This window comes from Occallatibacter riparius (assembly GCF_025264625.1).
Taxonomy (GTDB): Bacteria; Acidobacteriota; Terriglobia; order Terriglobales; family Acidobacteriaceae; genus Telmatobacter; species Telmatobacter riparius.
Genome location: NZ_CP093313.1, coordinates 3,535,218 through 3,550,334 on the forward strand (window position 1 = coordinate 3,535,218; position 15,117 = coordinate 3,550,334).

Sequence of the window (15,117 nt, forward strand, 5' to 3'; positions counted from 1 at the left end):
CCTCAGAGCCCTTCCACTAGTGGCTGTGTGTTCTGAATCAAAACTGTGCCTTGCGGAGCCTGCGTGGCGGCAAGACAGAGCCCTACGCTGGCCTCGTTCAAGGCGAAGTCGCCGCCGGCTTTGACCTTTGTGCATGCCTGGACCCACTGCACGGTTACGCACGGGCTGGCCACGGTGCCAATCACGAAGGGGCATCCGGCGATGGTGCAGGTGTCTGACATGCGCAGCACGGGAGACGAAGCTGTCGTTTGCGACTGTCCTGGCACCGCTGTGACGGTGCCGCCGTGCGGGCACATCATGGTGCTCGCGGATGTGAGCAGTGCGGGCACTAGGTCACCTCCAGTGCGCCATTGTTGACGTTCACGCCGCTTGCGCCGATGGCTACGCTGCTCGAGCCTGACGTGCAGGTGATACCGCTCGAGTCGAGAACGACTGTGTTCTGCTGCGCGTCCGTCACGGTCACGCTGCCGGCATTGTTGTCGATCGCCAGGGAGCCACCCGTAGCGATGATGCTCTTTACGTCCGCGCTAGCCGAGGAAGGGATATCACCGGAGGACCAATACATGCCGACCCAAATGGGATAGGAGACATCGCCGCCCTCGAACTCGATCCAGACGCCGCTGCCCACTTCAGGCAGCATCACGAATCCCACTTGCGGTCCGGCATAAGGCACGCACGGCATGCACCATCCAGTGCCGGTCTGGGGCAGCACGGAAGGGACAGCCGCCTTGACGCGCATTGTGGATGCGTCCACATCAGTCACCACGCCTCGATACTTTCCGTAGTAGCGGTTGCGCACGCGGTCCATCAAATCCTGCAGCAGGGGATCGCTCATAAGCCAAGTCCTCCAAGCGGTCCAGCGCTGGGCGGAGCACCAACAGCATTGCGCATCAGCACAAAGTCCATGGTGTGTTTCTCCGCGGTGATCTTGTGGCGAACGCTCCAGACAAAGTACTTGCCTGAATGAAGTGAACCGGCGGCGTCCAGTTGAACCACTGTGCCTGCGCGCAGGATGGAGCCGACGCGGCCCACATCGGCAGTGCCCTGGCACCGCACGAACCAGCCGGCTTCTCTGAGGACCGATTGCGCGCGCTCGGTCAATTCCTGGCCGTCATCCACCGTCGTGGTCAGCAGCGAGGTGACAGTCGTTCCGACAAAGTCCGATAGGCCCTGCGCTTCCATCGGGTCCAGGCCGGAGTCGCTTGTGGTTCCGCCGGCGCCGTCCGGACTGCTATCGGTGAACAAGGTCTGCATGGCAAGCGTCGCCGATGGGCGCATCACGTCCCACGTGATGTCGACCGCGTCGATGGTTGCCGCGGTTGAATCATTCAACGTGAGCGTGACTGCGGGATCACCATCGAGCGATGGCTTAGCGAACGAGCCGGTGCGCTGGCCCGGCGTGTCAGTGCAATAAACGCGGAAGAGCTTGCCGTTCCTTCTAGCCAGACGGCGCAGAAACTGCGCGTCGGTGGCACGCTGCATCAGAGTGTGGCCGTCGGATGTGTGCGCCGGCGTGTCGTCGTCGGTGTTTGCGCTGTCAGGAGTGAAGCCGTAGTTGCCGAAGATGGTGTTGGCGACTGCGCCGTCGGTTACGTCGGCCCACTCTTTCACGTTCTCTGTGGTGTTCATGAGCCAGGTCGCGTCCTGCCCCCACACCTTAAGGGTGCTGGAAACGGTCCCTGTGTCGAGATGAGTGGCATGCGACAGTACATAGCCATCGAAGAGGCACTGGACTTGGCCGTCTTTCGCGGCTGCTGTGATGGCGATATTCGACAAGGGCGCGAGACGCGTATCGTTGGGGAGATCGTAGTCGCCCGCATCGGTGCGCTTGATCGGCAACGTGATCGAGAGTGCGCCGGGCATGTCTACGTTCTCCTCTATATCCAGTTCCGACATTGCCGTGGACAGGTCATTGGCGGCCTGCCCGGCAATCAAAATGGTGAAACTGCTCGCCATTTAAACGCCCCCGCGCGGAATCCCAATGAGCGGACGCGCTTCAAGGGCTGCGGCGACGGGCGTGCCATTCGCATCGCAGAGCTTCCAGAACAGCGTCGGGTCCTTCAGATAGCGCGCGGCGATCAGGTCGAGCCGATCGCCTTGCACCTTGGTGTGGTAACCAGCCAAGGGCAACTGTGACGGCGAACGCGACAATCGCGTCGCGGTGACCACGCGGCCATCGCGCAGTGTCACGGTGTAGGGAACGAGTTTTGCGTAACGGCTATTGGTGGCAAACATTGTTTCTCCTCATACTCGTATTCCCTGCTAAACCGGCAACATGCCGACGATCGATTCCACGGCGTTGGCCAGGTTGGCGATGGCCAGCGCTTCACGTAGGCCGGCTGTGTAGGTGGCGGCCATGTTGGCCAGGGTGCCCAAAGGCCCATCGACGAATTGCAGTTCGGGCGGCGTTAGGACCTTCAGCGTGATCTGCGCCTCCGCATGCGTGGGGACCAACAGAGTGCCGTCGTAGAGCTTCTCAGTGAACGTCAAGGCCGTCACGCGCACGGGCGCAATGCGTCCAGGGCCCCAGACAAATAGAGTTGTGGGCAACTGCGAAGCTGGAACCGCGGTAGCTGGCGGAGGACCACCTCCCAGCCCGAGAGCGGAGGAGACGGAGCCGATGAGTCCGCCGCCCGGAGGGGCGGTGGGGAACAGAAGCATCTCCAACGCCGCAATGCGCGGATAGACGCCGCTAAGCTTGGCGAGTCCGGCGGTGATGGCGCTGCCATCGGCGATGGTGTCGCCGGCGTCCATCGCGAGCGTGAACGAAAACTGTTCCTCGGGCGGTCCAGTGATCGCGAGCGGATTGCTCGGGCTCTGGCCGGGTGAGCTGACGCCGCCGGTCTTCGCCGGCGTCCAGGTGTGCGTCATCGTCTCGGGGTTGTACTGAAAGAGGATGACGTTGGGCAGAGGTATCGGGAAGCTCTCCATGAACTCGATCAGTGCGCCGCGAAGGTACTGTCCAGCCATGCTGTTTTATCCGATCTGCCGCAAGAGTGAGTTGACTATTTCATCCGCAAGTCGCGGTAGATTCCTGCTCGTTGCCTGTTCATTCAACTCCACGGTCAAGTCGCCGAAGTCGCCTGCGTGCGGCTTCGTTTGTGCGAGCCCATCGCCTACCTGCTTGGCGAGTTCCTTCGCGTTCTCGGTGCTGAGCCCGGGAATATTGAGCACCAGACGCTCGATGTAAATGTCGTCCATCGTCAGCTCCTCGCCTCGAAGGTGTTCATAGGAGTGCTCCGCGGCCAAGCGAGGTCCGCATCAATTGCCCTTGTTTTGCATACTCACGCAGGGCTGAAGTCTCAATCTGTTCCATGCCGATTTTCTTGCCGGCGCCGCGTGCCAGAAATGCCGCTCCCAGCGCGATTGCCTTGATCTGCGCGCCGTTCAGGTCCATTTCTTCGGCGAGCAGGTCGAAGTCGATGTCCTCAGTGATGCGTTCGCCGCGGGCTGAAAATTCCGGCAGTGATTTTTCCCAGAGGACGCGGCGCTCCCGCTTGTCGGGGGGAAGGAAATCCATGACGAAGCGAAGGCGGCGAAGGAATGCAGTATCCAAATCGTTCTTGCGGTTGGTGGCCAAGATTGCGATGCCGTCGAACTGCTCGATGCGCTGCAGGAGGTAGTCGATCTCGATGTTGGCGAAGCGGTCATGCGAGTCCTTCACCTGCATGCGGCTTCCGAAGAGCGCGTCTGCCTCGTCGAAGAACAACAGCGCGCCTGAACGCTCACATGCGTCGAACACATTGCGCAGGCGTTTCTCGGTTTCGCCAATGTACTTGTTTACGACGCCGGCTAGATCAACGCGATAAAGCTCCAAGCCAAGCGAACGCGCCAGCACCTGTGCCGCCATTGTTTTGCCGGTACCGCTGGGCCCCCCAAAGAGCGCGGATATTCCCTGACCAAGATGCGTTAGGCGTGAGAATCCCCACTCTTCGTACACCTCCCAACGCAGCAGCACCTGGCCTTCGAAGTCTTTGAGCATTTTCTGCAGAGACGGCGAGACCACGAGATCATCCCACGTGTACGGGCAGGCGAGCGGCTGCATCAACTCGCCGTGCGCCTCGGCCGCGCGCCGCAAAGCGATATAGACGGCCTCCTTCGAAGCGGATTGCGCCACCAGGCGGATTTCGTTTGGCGTCAGCCTCTGCACGCGCACGATAGCGGGCGGCTCAGCGTCACTCCAGTGCGACCAGCATTCCAGGCGCTGCGCGGTCGGCAGCGGATCCAGCACGAAGCGATGTGTTGCGCTCAACGATTGCTGTGCGCCACGCAGACAGCGGGAAGCGAGCGCTTTCAGTTCGGCGTTCTCCTGCGGTGTCAGTTGTTCGGCATCGCGCCAAAAGAGGACTGCACCCGAGGCGTGCGCCAGACGAATGGCCTGCACCAGCGCGTCGAGCCGTGATTCTCCAGGCGTCGAAGACGCTCCGGGCAACAGCGCGGGAGTCACCGCCAGAAGAGGACAGTCGATTGCCGCAGCATATTGGGCGGCCAAGGTCTCGCGGCCTGATCCATCGGGGCCGATGAGGACCAACTCCAGATCGCGTCCTTCGCAGAGCAGGCTCTCTGGAGTGAGTTCGGCGAGCATCTTGCCCAGCAATTGCGGATAAAGACATGGCAGTGAGCGCGCATACTCCGGTGGAAGCATGCGCGTCGAGCGATCGAGTGAGGGATCAAACCAGCGCTCGGCTTCGATGGACAACACCACCGCAGCATCGATCTGCCACGGAGTGGTGGCGCGCAACGCCGGCTCGCCATGCGCCGGGTGCGCCAGCCGCCAGCGAAGGAGGCTGCTCATGGGCGCCGGTCCTCCGCTCCAGCCGAACAGCGCTGCCGCGGCTGCCGCGGTAGGTTGATTCGCGCGCGTGTCGTCGGCGAGGTAAGCAAGGGCTCGTCCGAGGTGCGGGTCGAGTTCGCAGGCCACGCACAGCGCGAGGAGATCGCGCTCCGCTGAGGTTAGTCCGAACTGATCGCCGAGCTGCTTCCAGAAACTCGATGTCTCGAGTGCTTTGCCGGCAGCAGATGCAGCCCTCACAAGCTCGCGGTTGTTCTCTTCGCGACAGAAATTCTTATAGCGCTCTTGCGCGTGGCGCGGATCAGCGAGAATGCGACGCACTTCGGCGGGTGGAATGGCCAGGCCCTGATCCGGGCTGGTTTCACCCTGCGCCCACAGATGCTCCATCCACGCAGTGCGCAGCTTGGCGCAGGCGCGCACTCGCGCTTGAATTGCATCCGAGGTTCGCATTGGCGTCCGTTTGGTCATGCAGCGGTTATGGCACCTTTACCCACCACCCGGGTGGGGCCTCGATGTTGTTCACGATTACGCGGACGGGCATGTAGGATCCTGACGTCAGACCCGCTGCGGGAAGTTCAAATGCGATTGCCCCCGTTCCTGCGTTCACAGTGGCTACGCCGGGAGCTACCGCTCCGCCTATCGTGAGCGCAGTTTGATCGATGAGCACTGATGTGTGTCCGGCGACGAGTCCGCTGGCCGAGAATGAGTAGACATGCGAAGGATCCGGTTTGAGTTCCGTCTCTCCCGGCCCAATTCCGAGCACCTGCGGAGCGATTGAGATCGGCAGCGGATTGCTGCGGAAGCCTGCGCCGGTATGGCCCACCGTGATCTGGTAAGCACCCGGAGGCGGTGTATTGGTGAGCGTTGTGCCGGACGCCGGGGTTGCTCCATACGTCGTCGGCAGCTGCACTACAACCTCATCGGCGTTGCCTGCAGTCCCGGAGGCTGCTGCTCCGAAGACGCGCCACGATGCTGGTAGCGGCCACTCTGCGCCGCCGCCAGATGGACTCAGATACACCGTACCTGCATCAGCCTGATCCAAGCCGCTGCCGAGCAGTCGGACGCTCTCACCTGCCGCCGCTCCGGGCTGCCCGGCGAGAGAGACGACCTGCGAAGGATGGGCTGCAATGGGCGCCACGCGGTACGCGACCTGTCGACTTAACTCGAACAAGTGCGGTTCCGGTTCTGGAGTAGGCGAGATGAAGTTGAGGTCGGGGCTCACGCTCAGCGAAACCTCGACGGGCGTGCGCATGTCCTCGACCGGAGGCAGATCGGGAGCGAGGAAGACGATGGCGACCCGGAACATGGCCGAGAGGCGGATAGGCACGGTGATTGCCTGCCACAGGCGGCTCATCTCTTCGATTGAGTCAGCCTCCACGGTTACGGAGAACTCCGCCGTCGCGCTCTTGTAGATCGGGTTCGCGTGGAAGTAGGCCAGCGCCACACTCATCAGGTACTGCTCCATATGCCAGTTCTTTTCTGAATAGCTGGTGAGCAGATACGACAAGTTGAGACTCAATGGCTGCGAGGTATTCAACTGCGCGCGCTGCCCCTGGACGGGCGTATTTCTCCAATATGGGTCGCGGCCCACGTGCAGGAGGTAGAGACTCAAAACGTTTGTGCCGTCAGTGCGCGAAACGGCCGGCATCAGTCCGGATACTTCGAACGGAAAGTGATTTTGTACATAACGCGGCGAGGCTTTGATCGCAGCAGTGAGCTGCGAGATGAGCAAGTGAGTGACCTGCGCGAGATCCTGGACGCTCCACGCCATCGCCGTTATCCCTGAACCAATCCGTAGCTCCAGTCGAGCCCGCGAGCCAGCGGTTCTGCTGCGCCGGAACGTCCTCGTGCCTGTGCCACTGCGTTGTTCTGCGCCACATTCTGAGTCATCGCCACGGGCTGCGGGACGACGGGCTGCGGCAATACTGCGCGTATCTCAACAGTGCCGATGTGCACCCGCGGGCCCTCAGTCGACCGCACCTCGGGCTTCTCTGTCTTTTGTTTCGCGGCCTGCACTTGAGGGGGCGCAGCAACCTCGCTCGCTTGTTGGATATCTTTGCGGTTTGTGACCTCCTCCTGGTGAGCGAGCTGTGATGACGGTAGCGCATCCTTTGTAGGCTTCGAAGTCGCGATGGGCTCCTGAACGGACTCACGCGGAGAAGGCGCATGGATTTGTTGAGCGGTTTGCCTTTCAACAGGCGGGAGTTCGTTCCGCAGTGATTGAGTGATGCGCGGAGTCTCAGGCTCTCTGCTATCTGCAACAACTTTGTGACGCTGCGCACGCATCGGCTGTTCGGACGCGCGCTCTTTATGTGCAGAGTGCATCTGTGGACTTGCAGAGACGGATCGAGCCTCGAGATGCTGAGCAGGCTGAATGGCTTTTCCCGGTTCTGCGCTCGGGCGGGGCGAATTCAATTGGTGTGTGACGTTGCGTTGCGACTCACCCGCAAAAGAATCGGCGCTCTCGTGTCCTCCTGCAGGATCAACTGGCGATTCGATAGCTGAGCGCATTCGGTTCGCTGGAGCTTGCTCAGAATCTCGCGCGAGAGGCGTCAACTTGTTGTCCGGGAAGTTGAATCTGTCTTCAATGATTGGCACTTGCGGTGCAATCTCGTTAGTGTCTGCCGAAGAGACAGGACGAGCCGTCAGCACGGTCGCGCCGATTGGGACCGGTTGCGCGAGCTGTTGGAAATAACTGTGGTCGCCACTCTTGCTCTTCATACGGCCACCTGTTCCCGGCGGCGAATTGTATCTGCGTAGGCTCGCCTGCGCCGCTGCGGCATGGCGAGGATGGAGGCCTCATCCCAGTGATAAGTGGCCGCGATTGCGTCCGTTTCTTCATGGATGCTCGCGGCCTGATTTTCCAATTGGTCGATCACCAGCCGAGGAACATGCAGCATCATCGTCAGCGATTCGCCGCACTCTGGGCAGTTTCCCGCCAGCGGACGCGATACAGCAGGCGCCATCTCTTCCATCACTCGCTCCGCTCGTCTTCGGTCACGCGTGTTCGCCGCATCGATGCATCGTTTCGCCAGCAGGGACGCTCCATCCGCGCTTGTCATTGCGAGGAACTGGTCCTCCACGGTCGGCAGCCGAAAACGCACATCCTGTCCGTTGTCTCCAGGCAGAACATGCCAGCGCGCGTCGTCAGCCGGGCGTACTCTGCGCGGCGAGCGAGGACGCGCCTCATCGAGAAACGCCGAGATGGAGAACTCCAGTTCCATGCGCACTCCGCACGCGTGCGATCGGTCGCGAAATACGCACGCCACCTTGTCGCCAAAAAGAAATCGCCTCAATCCCAGGAGGGCAGTTTCGAAGTCAGTGACGGTTAGAGTCGCCCAGTATTCCGGCGTGCGGCGCTGAAACGGCGCTGCCGCGGCATTCTCGGACTCTTTCACCAATGCCAGCCGCGACAACGCCACAAGAGCACGCTCCAACAGGTCACCTGAGGCCTCGAGAATCGCCAGGTCGTCATTACCGTCGGGTGCCTGAAAGCGCAGCTCCAGCTCGCTCACCGGCAGCTTCATGACTACTTCTCCTGAGGTTCAGTCAGCGAGGTGTCCTGTTCCCATCCCTCGTTTTCGAGCTTGATGTGCTCAATTGCGATTGCGTTTGATCCGGCATCGAGGTCAGGGAGCGCCTGATACTCCGACACCCAGCAGCGATGCACGAAGAACCGCCACACCGGCTGGCCTTCCTCATTGAGAAGGTCGATGCGGACCTCCTTGCGGAGATTGGCCAGCGACTGGCTCGGGGAGCCTTTGTCGAGGACCTGCGAGGCGTTGGCCCAGGCGACGAAGTCCTGGTCCTGCGTCAGGCCGCGCTCCAGAGTGATGGCTTCATACTTGGTGCGACCCAGGCCTTTACGGATGATCGGATCGCCACCGGATTTGTACTCGACCACATCAGAGGACCGCTTCAGCGATCCCACTTTGCTGACCACCGCGACCGGAGAGGTCGATTGCCCGAAGTACACCAAAAAGCGGTAGCTCTTGTACGGATCGAAACGATTCACATTCACGGTAAACGGTTTACCCATAAAGCTTGCTCTCCTTGGCTGAACTTGAGTTCAATGCTGTCTCACTCGCAGACTGCCGGGCGTCAGGATGTCTGCCCGGCTAGCTGCGAAATGGTGATCACCACGAATTCAGCCGGCTTGAGAAGCGCTACGCCGACCACGATATTGACGATGCCCAGTTGCTGATCTGCGGGGGTTGTTGTGGTGGAGTCGCACTTCACCTGGAAGGCCTCGCTCGGTGTGGAGCCCTGCAGCGCCTGCTGATTGAAGAGCGCCAGCAAGAATGCCTCGATCGACGCTTTGATGGCCAGCCAGAGAGGCTGATCGTTCGGCTCGAACACCACCCACTTCAGGCTGCCGATCAGTGATTGCTCAATGAACAGCGTCATGCGCCGCACGGGCACATACTTCGACTGCGCGAAGGCCATGTCGTCGGCGACCAGGGTGCGCGCGCCGTACACCACGGTTCCGGTGCCGGTAAAGCTGCGCAAGCAGTTGATAGAGTCCAGATTCAACACGCCCTGCTGCATGTCGTTCATCACGCCGCTCGCCACGGGGCCGGTTGTTCCCAGCAGGGAAGTGCCAATGCCCGCAGGTGCTTTCCACACTCCGCGGGAGGCGTCGGTCGCGGCATAGATGCCTGCTACGTATCCGCTCGGCGCGACTTCCATAGGGCTTCCGCTCACTGGATCCGTGCTCTTCAGGTAAGGGAAGTAGAGCGCGCCGTTCTGGCTCAGAGGTACTCCGCCCATCATCGAGGCAATGCTGGGTAGCGGGCTACCTGGGATTTGGAATGCCGTCGCCTGTGCGGGCGGGTCCACGATGGTGAACGCGCGCTTGCGCTCTGCGAACGATAGCGCAGCGCTCAGCACAGTGTTGTCGGCCACGCCCGGAACAAGCAGCAAGTTGAAGATCTCTACGTTGTCCAGCGACGAGTTCGACTCAAAGACGGGCAGGAAATCGGCCGCCGCGAAGCTTCCGCTGAATCCCGCGGGCAGTCCGGCGGGAGCAGAACCAAGCTGGACGAGCGTAAAGCTCGCCGGCCCTGGCGGAACCGGGAGTGCCGGCGATGTGTATGGGAACGCGGTGCCGTATGATGTGCCGCTCATCGGTTGCACTGTGACAAGGTTTGAAACTCCGTTGATCACAGCGTCGATGCTCTTTGGTGCCCCCTGTGCAATCGAGATATCGAGCCCGCGGTAGACTTCAACGCGCGTCCCATAGGTAATCACGAGATCGAACAGGGTGTAGACGGTGGGTGCGGCGGCCGTGGTGCGCAGGTTTGACACCTTGGCCGTCATCGTCACCTGATCGGTTGGCTCCAACGCGTGAAGTTCAATTCCGATTGTGGGAGCGCTCGAATCCGGCACCAGGGTCGCCACCGGGCAAAGGTCTCCCGTATCGCTGCCCCACGTTATCGGCCCGCCAGTTCCCTGAGCCGAGGGCTGCAGTCCCACGACATAGGCGTTGTTCCCACCGTTCAGGAAGAACGCATAGACCGCGCGTGCCACGTTGGCGTCATACAGACCGCTTGAATAGAGGCCGCCAAAGTTCGCTTCGTAGTCGCTGAAACTGAACAACTGCACGGCGGTGTTGAAAGGGGCCTTCGTCTTGTAGGGATGGGTGTAGCCCACAAAGGCAGTGATCGACGTGGGCGCCGGCGAAATGGTTTGGGTACTGAGCGGCATCTCCTGGATGTAGATGCCCGGGTACGAGTAAGCAGTGGACATGCGCAAACCTCGCTGGTGAAGTCAAATGCCTTCCCAAGTCCTGAAGCGGACAAGGGACTGATCAGCCGCGGGCCATGCCCGACAGGTCGATGCCAAGGGCCCGGAAACCAAATCGGATCCGCAATGGAGTGCGGAAAAGCGCAACCGGCCTACAAAGAAAGTGGGTACTCAGGACAAGAGGCTTGCTGAAGCCGTATGGCCAGCCGCCCCGCCCTTCAGCGTTATTGAACCTGCCGCGGGAAGTGGTCCGCTTTGTCCGCTGAAAGTGACCAGATAAGCGAATGGATTGGTCGCCGAAAGCGACGACAATTTGACGTCCGTTTGAGTCTTTGTCCAACTGACGGTCAGCGTAAAGGTTGTCGGTGGGGCTCCTGCATCCGGCACGATGTCGAGCTTGATCAGTTGCGCATCGGCCGCAGGGTCCTGGCTTGTGGCAGCCAGGGTAAACGCAGTCTTGGAAGAATCGGCCGCTTCCGGTACGGCAAGATTGAAGTCCGGGCCTGCGCTGATCGCGCCTGAAAACGTCCCCGGCATCTCGCCGGTACCCGGATCCGATACATAAACGAGGCCTTCCGCAGCACCAGCGCTGGTGCCCAGTGTCGTGCCGATGAGGGCCGGCGTCATGTCTTTATACACTTCTTTCGCGGCAACCGTGATCGTCACAGTTCCGGCCGCTGGTGATGGGCTCGAGAAAGAGATGGTGATCGAGTTCCCCCCGGTGCCAGCATGCGCCGCGGTTGCGGTCAGCGAAGGCGGAGTGGCAGGCGTTGTCGACGCGGAGACCGCGCCCTGCAATACCAGCTTGGCCAGCAGCGCGGGAACTAGTGTTGCATTGGCGCCGAAGTGAGGCCACGATGATGCGTCCACTCCGTTGGGAGTGACGAAGATCTGGTTCAGGGGGATTTCCAGCTGGTTCTGGTTGACGTCTACAAAAGATACCGGGCCTGTGCCCGCGATCGAATAGTAGGCCATACGATCCACTCCCTGTTTGGAAACCGCCGTGCGGGAACACGACAGCTCGCGCTCTCAATAAAGGGAACAGCCTGGAACTAAGCAGTACCGAGGAAGAAGGAACAGCCAGAGACAACAGAAGAAGGAAAACCGTGGGACGCTGCGGTCTCATTGCACCGGGTGCTTCGACGCCCGTCTGAGTGAGCCGCGAAAGTGTGGTTTGCTGCCGCGACGTTTTATAGCACAAACGCCTTTCGAAAACATAGAAGAATATTCCGAGGTCAAATTTCAGGCTCGCATTGAATGGCGAGTCCCCGACCAGGAACATACGAAAGACTGTGGTGTTCATCCCAGTTTCGTGACACCGTCCGTGGCCTCCAAAAGAGATTGATCGCCGATCCCATGCCGAGAATACCGCCGGGCCGATGTAGAGTCGGGTCATTAGGGTGATGTGCCTGCCGCGGAGCGTCCGCCTTTGAACACTTAATCTCGATTGTGAACGCCAACCCTACCGTCCACGCCTGCTAAGTCCTTGATTTCAAGTTCGCGGCGAGAACCTCCTTTGGTCCGAGACATGCTCTCACTATCTGCAAGCCGACGTGTGGAGGTTGGAAATGACGGTTCTGTTTCAGGATGTTGCATATGCATTCCGGCAATTGCGCAAGACGCCTGCATTTACCGCCACGGTGCTGCTCACGCTTGCGATCGGCATTGGGGCCAACTCGGCCGTGTTCACGCTGGTGAACGCCATCCTGCTACACAACCTGCCCGTAACAGATCCCAAGACCCTGATCCGGATAGGCGACAAAGACGACTGCTGCGTCAATGGCGGCTGGAACGACAACGGGGACTACTCCCTTTTTGCCACAGACACCTACTACATGTTCAAAAGGAGCCTGCCGGAGTTCGAGGAATTAGCAGCGATGGAGTCCGGGTACGCCTGGCGGCCCATCACCGTCCGCCGCTCGGGACCGCAGACCGTCGCAAAATCCTTCACCGGAACTTTCGTCTCAGGCAACTACTTCCGCGTCTTCGGCCTATCACCGGCTGCGGGTCGGCTCTTTGTGGATGCCGACGACCAGAAGGGTGCGCCCATTACCGCTGTGATGAGTTATGACGCATGGATGCAGGACTATGGCGGCGACCCGGGTGTGATCGGCGGCGCGTTCTACATCAATACCAAGGCCGCGACGATTATCGGCGTGGCTCCGAAGGGGTTCTACGGCGACCGCATCGATACCAATCCGCCCAAGTACTTCCTGCCCATGAATACGATGGACACGGTCATCGGCGCTCCATACTTCAACGATCCAGACTCGCAGTGGGCCTACATCATCGGCCGCATCAAGCCGGGAACCTCTGTGCCCGCCCTTCAGTCCAAAGCAAGCGAGTTGCTTAAACAGGCCTATGCGCCGCTCAAGACCTTCAGCGATCAGCGCGCAAAGAAGGTGCTCCCCCTCACCCACGTGGTGCTAAGCCCAGGCGGCGGGGGCATTCAGAACATGCAGGATGGTTACAAGGACCACCTCAAGCTGTTGCAGTGGATTGCGGCGCTTGTTCTCCTGGTCGCCTGCGCCAATATTGCCAATCTGCTTCTGGTCCGGGGGATGAGTCGCCGCGCGGAACTCTCCGTCCGTTCAGCGCTGGGTGCCCAGCGCCGTCGCATTGTGCGCCAGCTTTTGACGGAGAGCGTTCTGCTCTCCGGAATCGGCGGTCTGCTCGGCCTTGCAGTTTCTTACCTCGGAGCCCACGCGCTGCTGGCGCTTGCCTTTCCCGATCAGCACAACATGCCCGTCGCTGCCTCGCCTTCGCCGATGGTCATCGGATTCGCCTTCGCACTTTCGCTGGTCACGGGAATCCTTTTTGGACTTGCGCCAGCCTTGATGGCCGCCCGTACGCAGCCTGCTGAAGCCCTGCGCTCCAATGCCCGTACCACAGCACATGGAGCGTCTTTTTTGCAGCGGTCGCTCGTTGTTCTCCAGGCCGCCCTTTCCCTCGTGCTGCTCGTGGCGGCGGGTCTTTTTGCGCAGAGCCTCAACAAAGCCCAAAACGTGGACATGAAGCTCGATACCACCAACCGTTACATTGCTCACATCAATCCGCAGGCGGCGGGTTACAAAAACACTGAGGTCGAGCCCCTTTATCAGACAATCGTCGACCGTTTCCATGGCATCCCAGGCGTTGTCAAAGTTGGACTTTCAACCTACACGCCGATGGAGGAGAACAATTGGTCGTCTGGCGTGAAGGTCCAGGGAGAGCCGGACAGGAATAAGGGTGCGTCGTGGGTGAAAGGCACGCCGGAGTATTTCGATTCCGTTGGCACTCACATAGTCATGGGGCGTGGCTTCACGGCGCAGGACACTCTGAAAGCTCCGTCAGTCGCCGTAGTCAATAAGGAATTCGTCAAGCAGTTTTTCGACAACAGAAATCCTATCGGGCATCATTTCGGCTTTTCCGGAGTTTCCAAAACCCCGCAGGATGGGGCGCACGAGATTGTCGGGGTGGTAGAAGACACCACATACACCAGCGTTTACTGGAAGGACCATGCCATGTATTTCCTGCCGCTCACGCAGCGGGCTGGACTCGCCAACGACGCTGACCCAGACAACTCTATCGACAAAGACCTGTCGATGTACGCCGGAGCAATCGTCATCCAGACGGCGCACCCCATTGATGGCTTTGAAAAGGTCGTGTCCGACACACTGGGCAGTATCAATCCCAACCTCACGATCGTGAAGTTTCAGACTTTCAAACAGCAAATTGACGACCGCTTCATCGAAGAACGGCTCATTGCTCGTCTGACCTCGCTTTTCGGCGTTCTCGCCTTGCTGCTCGCTGGAATAGGCCTCTACGGCGTAACCGCCTATACCGTGGTGCGCCGCACACCGGAGATCGGCATCCGCATGGCTCTGGGGGCGGCTCGCGGCCGTGTCATCAGGATGGTGATGCGCGCTGCAATGCTGCAGACCGTAGCCGGCCTCATCATTGGCATTCCTGTAGCGGTCTTTTGCGTGCGCTATGTGAAATCGCAGCTTTATGAGATCACCAGCGTGAATGTGCCGGTCATGGCGGTTGCCATAGGAGTATTGATACTGGCGGCTGCTATTGCCGGCATCATCCCGGCGCGGCGGGCGGCCTCCATCGACCCAGTGCGCGCCTTGCGCATTGAATGAACTGCTCGGAGATACAGAAATAGAACTGGCCTGGGCAAGCCTTGGATCGCAGATCGACGTGAGTAAATCCCTAGCGCGTAGCTGTCGTGGCGAACTTGCGGACCATGGCCAGCAGCAGTTTGCGGTCGCTGTCGTTGAGATTCGACGAGTAGCGGCGGATCTGTGAAAGGAACTTGAGCTCGTCATCCGAGAGCTTCTGTTTATTCATATGTTGGCCGAGGGAGTCTTCGGCGAAGAATTGCGAGATGGGCAAATCCAGGGCGACGGCGATCTTGGATAGCGTGTCGAGCGATGGAACGGTGTGGCCGTTTTCGACTCGAGATAGATAGCAACGCAGCAAACCCGTCTTCTTTTCGATATCGCCCTGCGAGAGGCCACGCTGCAGGCGGTGGGCGCGGATCGTTGTGCCGATTTTCATATGGGGGATCTTCCTGATTACGGCCGCGATGCGGA

Annotated in this window: 15 protein-coding genes; 1 reads left to right on the plus strand and 14 read right to left on the minus strand. The window is 60.2% G+C overall.

Annotated elements, in window-relative coordinates:
* Window positions 1-2: 2 nt before the first annotated feature.
* From MOP44_RS14270 to MOP44_RS14330, 13 genes are all read right to left on the minus strand, one after another.
* Complete coding sequence (locus tag MOP44_RS14270) at window positions 3-329, minus strand: hypothetical protein (RefSeq protein ID WP_260790618.1); 327 nt, start codon at window positions 327-329, stop codon at window positions 3-5.
* A complete protein-coding gene (locus MOP44_RS14275; protein WP_260790620.1) occupies window positions 329-835 on the minus strand; it encodes a phage baseplate assembly protein V in 507 nt (168 codons plus the stop codon). Before MOP44_RS14275 ends, MOP44_RS14270 begins: the two co-directional genes overlap by 1 nt.
* Entirely contained in the window at window positions 832-1,956 is a 1,125-nt protein-coding gene (locus tag MOP44_RS14280) for a phage late control D family protein (protein ID WP_260790622.1), read from the minus strand. Before MOP44_RS14280 ends, MOP44_RS14275 begins: the two co-directional genes overlap by 4 nt.
* A complete protein-coding gene (locus tag MOP44_RS14285; protein WP_260790624.1) occupies window positions 1,957-2,235 on the minus strand; it encodes a LysM domain-containing protein in 279 nt (92 codons plus the stop codon). It lies immediately after the preceding gene.
* 27 nt (window positions 2,236-2,262) lie between these two features.
* Window positions 2,263-2,970, minus strand: a complete 708-nt coding sequence (locus tag MOP44_RS14290; RefSeq protein ID WP_260790626.1) for a hypothetical protein — start codon at window positions 2,968-2,970, stop codon at window positions 2,263-2,265.
* A gap of 6 nt (window positions 2,971-2,976) precedes the next feature.
* Complete coding sequence (locus MOP44_RS14295; protein WP_260790628.1) at window positions 2,977-3,201, minus strand: hypothetical protein; 225 nt, start codon at window positions 3,199-3,201, stop codon at window positions 2,977-2,979.
* A gap of 25 nt (window positions 3,202-3,226) precedes the next feature.
* Window positions 3,227-5,260, minus strand: a complete 2,034-nt coding sequence (locus MOP44_RS14300) for an ATP-binding protein (protein ID WP_260790629.1) — start codon at window positions 5,258-5,260, stop codon at window positions 3,227-3,229.
* 7 nt (window positions 5,261-5,267) lie between these two features.
* Window positions 5,268-6,563 carry a DUF4255 domain-containing protein gene (locus MOP44_RS14305; RefSeq protein ID WP_260790630.1) on the minus strand — a complete coding sequence of 432 codons (1,296 nt, stop codon included), beginning with the start codon at window positions 6,561-6,563 and terminating at the stop codon, window positions 5,268-5,270.
* Window positions 6,564-6,568: 5 nt separating this feature from the next.
* The gene (locus tag MOP44_RS14310) at window positions 6,569-6,772 is read right to left on the minus strand and encodes a hypothetical protein (protein ID WP_260790631.1); all 204 of its coding nucleotides are present in this window, start codon (window positions 6,770-6,772) and stop codon (window positions 6,569-6,571) included.
* Window positions 6,773-7,509: 737 nt separating this feature from the next.
* Entirely contained in the window at window positions 7,510-8,319 is an 810-nt protein-coding gene (locus MOP44_RS14315) for a hypothetical protein (protein WP_260790632.1), read from the minus strand.
* Between the two features lie 2 nt (window positions 8,320-8,321).
* Entirely contained in the window at window positions 8,322-8,831 is a 510-nt protein-coding gene (locus MOP44_RS14320; RefSeq protein ID WP_260790633.1) for a phage tail protein, read from the minus strand.
* A gap of 62 nt (window positions 8,832-8,893) precedes the next feature.
* Window positions 8,894-10,540, minus strand: coding sequence for a phage tail sheath family protein (locus MOP44_RS14325; RefSeq protein ID WP_260790634.1), 1,647 nt, complete (start codon window positions 10,538-10,540; stop codon window positions 8,894-8,896).
* 168 nt (window positions 10,541-10,708) lie between these two features.
* The gene (locus MOP44_RS14330; RefSeq protein ID WP_260790635.1) at window positions 10,709-11,512 is read right to left on the minus strand and encodes a hypothetical protein; all 804 of its coding nucleotides are present in this window, start codon (window positions 11,510-11,512) and stop codon (window positions 10,709-10,711) included.
* Between the two features lie 593 nt (window positions 11,513-12,105).
* On the opposite strand from MOP44_RS14330, the gene MOP44_RS14335 reads away from it, so the two are divergent.
* Window positions 12,106-14,664, plus strand: a complete 2,559-nt coding sequence (locus tag MOP44_RS14335; RefSeq protein ID WP_260790636.1) for an ABC transporter permease — start codon at window positions 12,106-12,108, stop codon at window positions 14,662-14,664.
* A gap of 70 nt (window positions 14,665-14,734) precedes the next feature.
* On the opposite strand, the gene MOP44_RS14340 is transcribed toward MOP44_RS14335, so the two are convergent.
* Window positions 14,735-15,082 carry a helix-turn-helix domain-containing protein gene (locus tag MOP44_RS14340; RefSeq protein ID WP_260790637.1) on the minus strand — a complete coding sequence of 116 codons (348 nt, stop codon included), beginning with the start codon at window positions 15,080-15,082 and terminating at the stop codon, window positions 14,735-14,737.
* Window positions 15,083-15,117 lie beyond the last annotated feature (35 nt).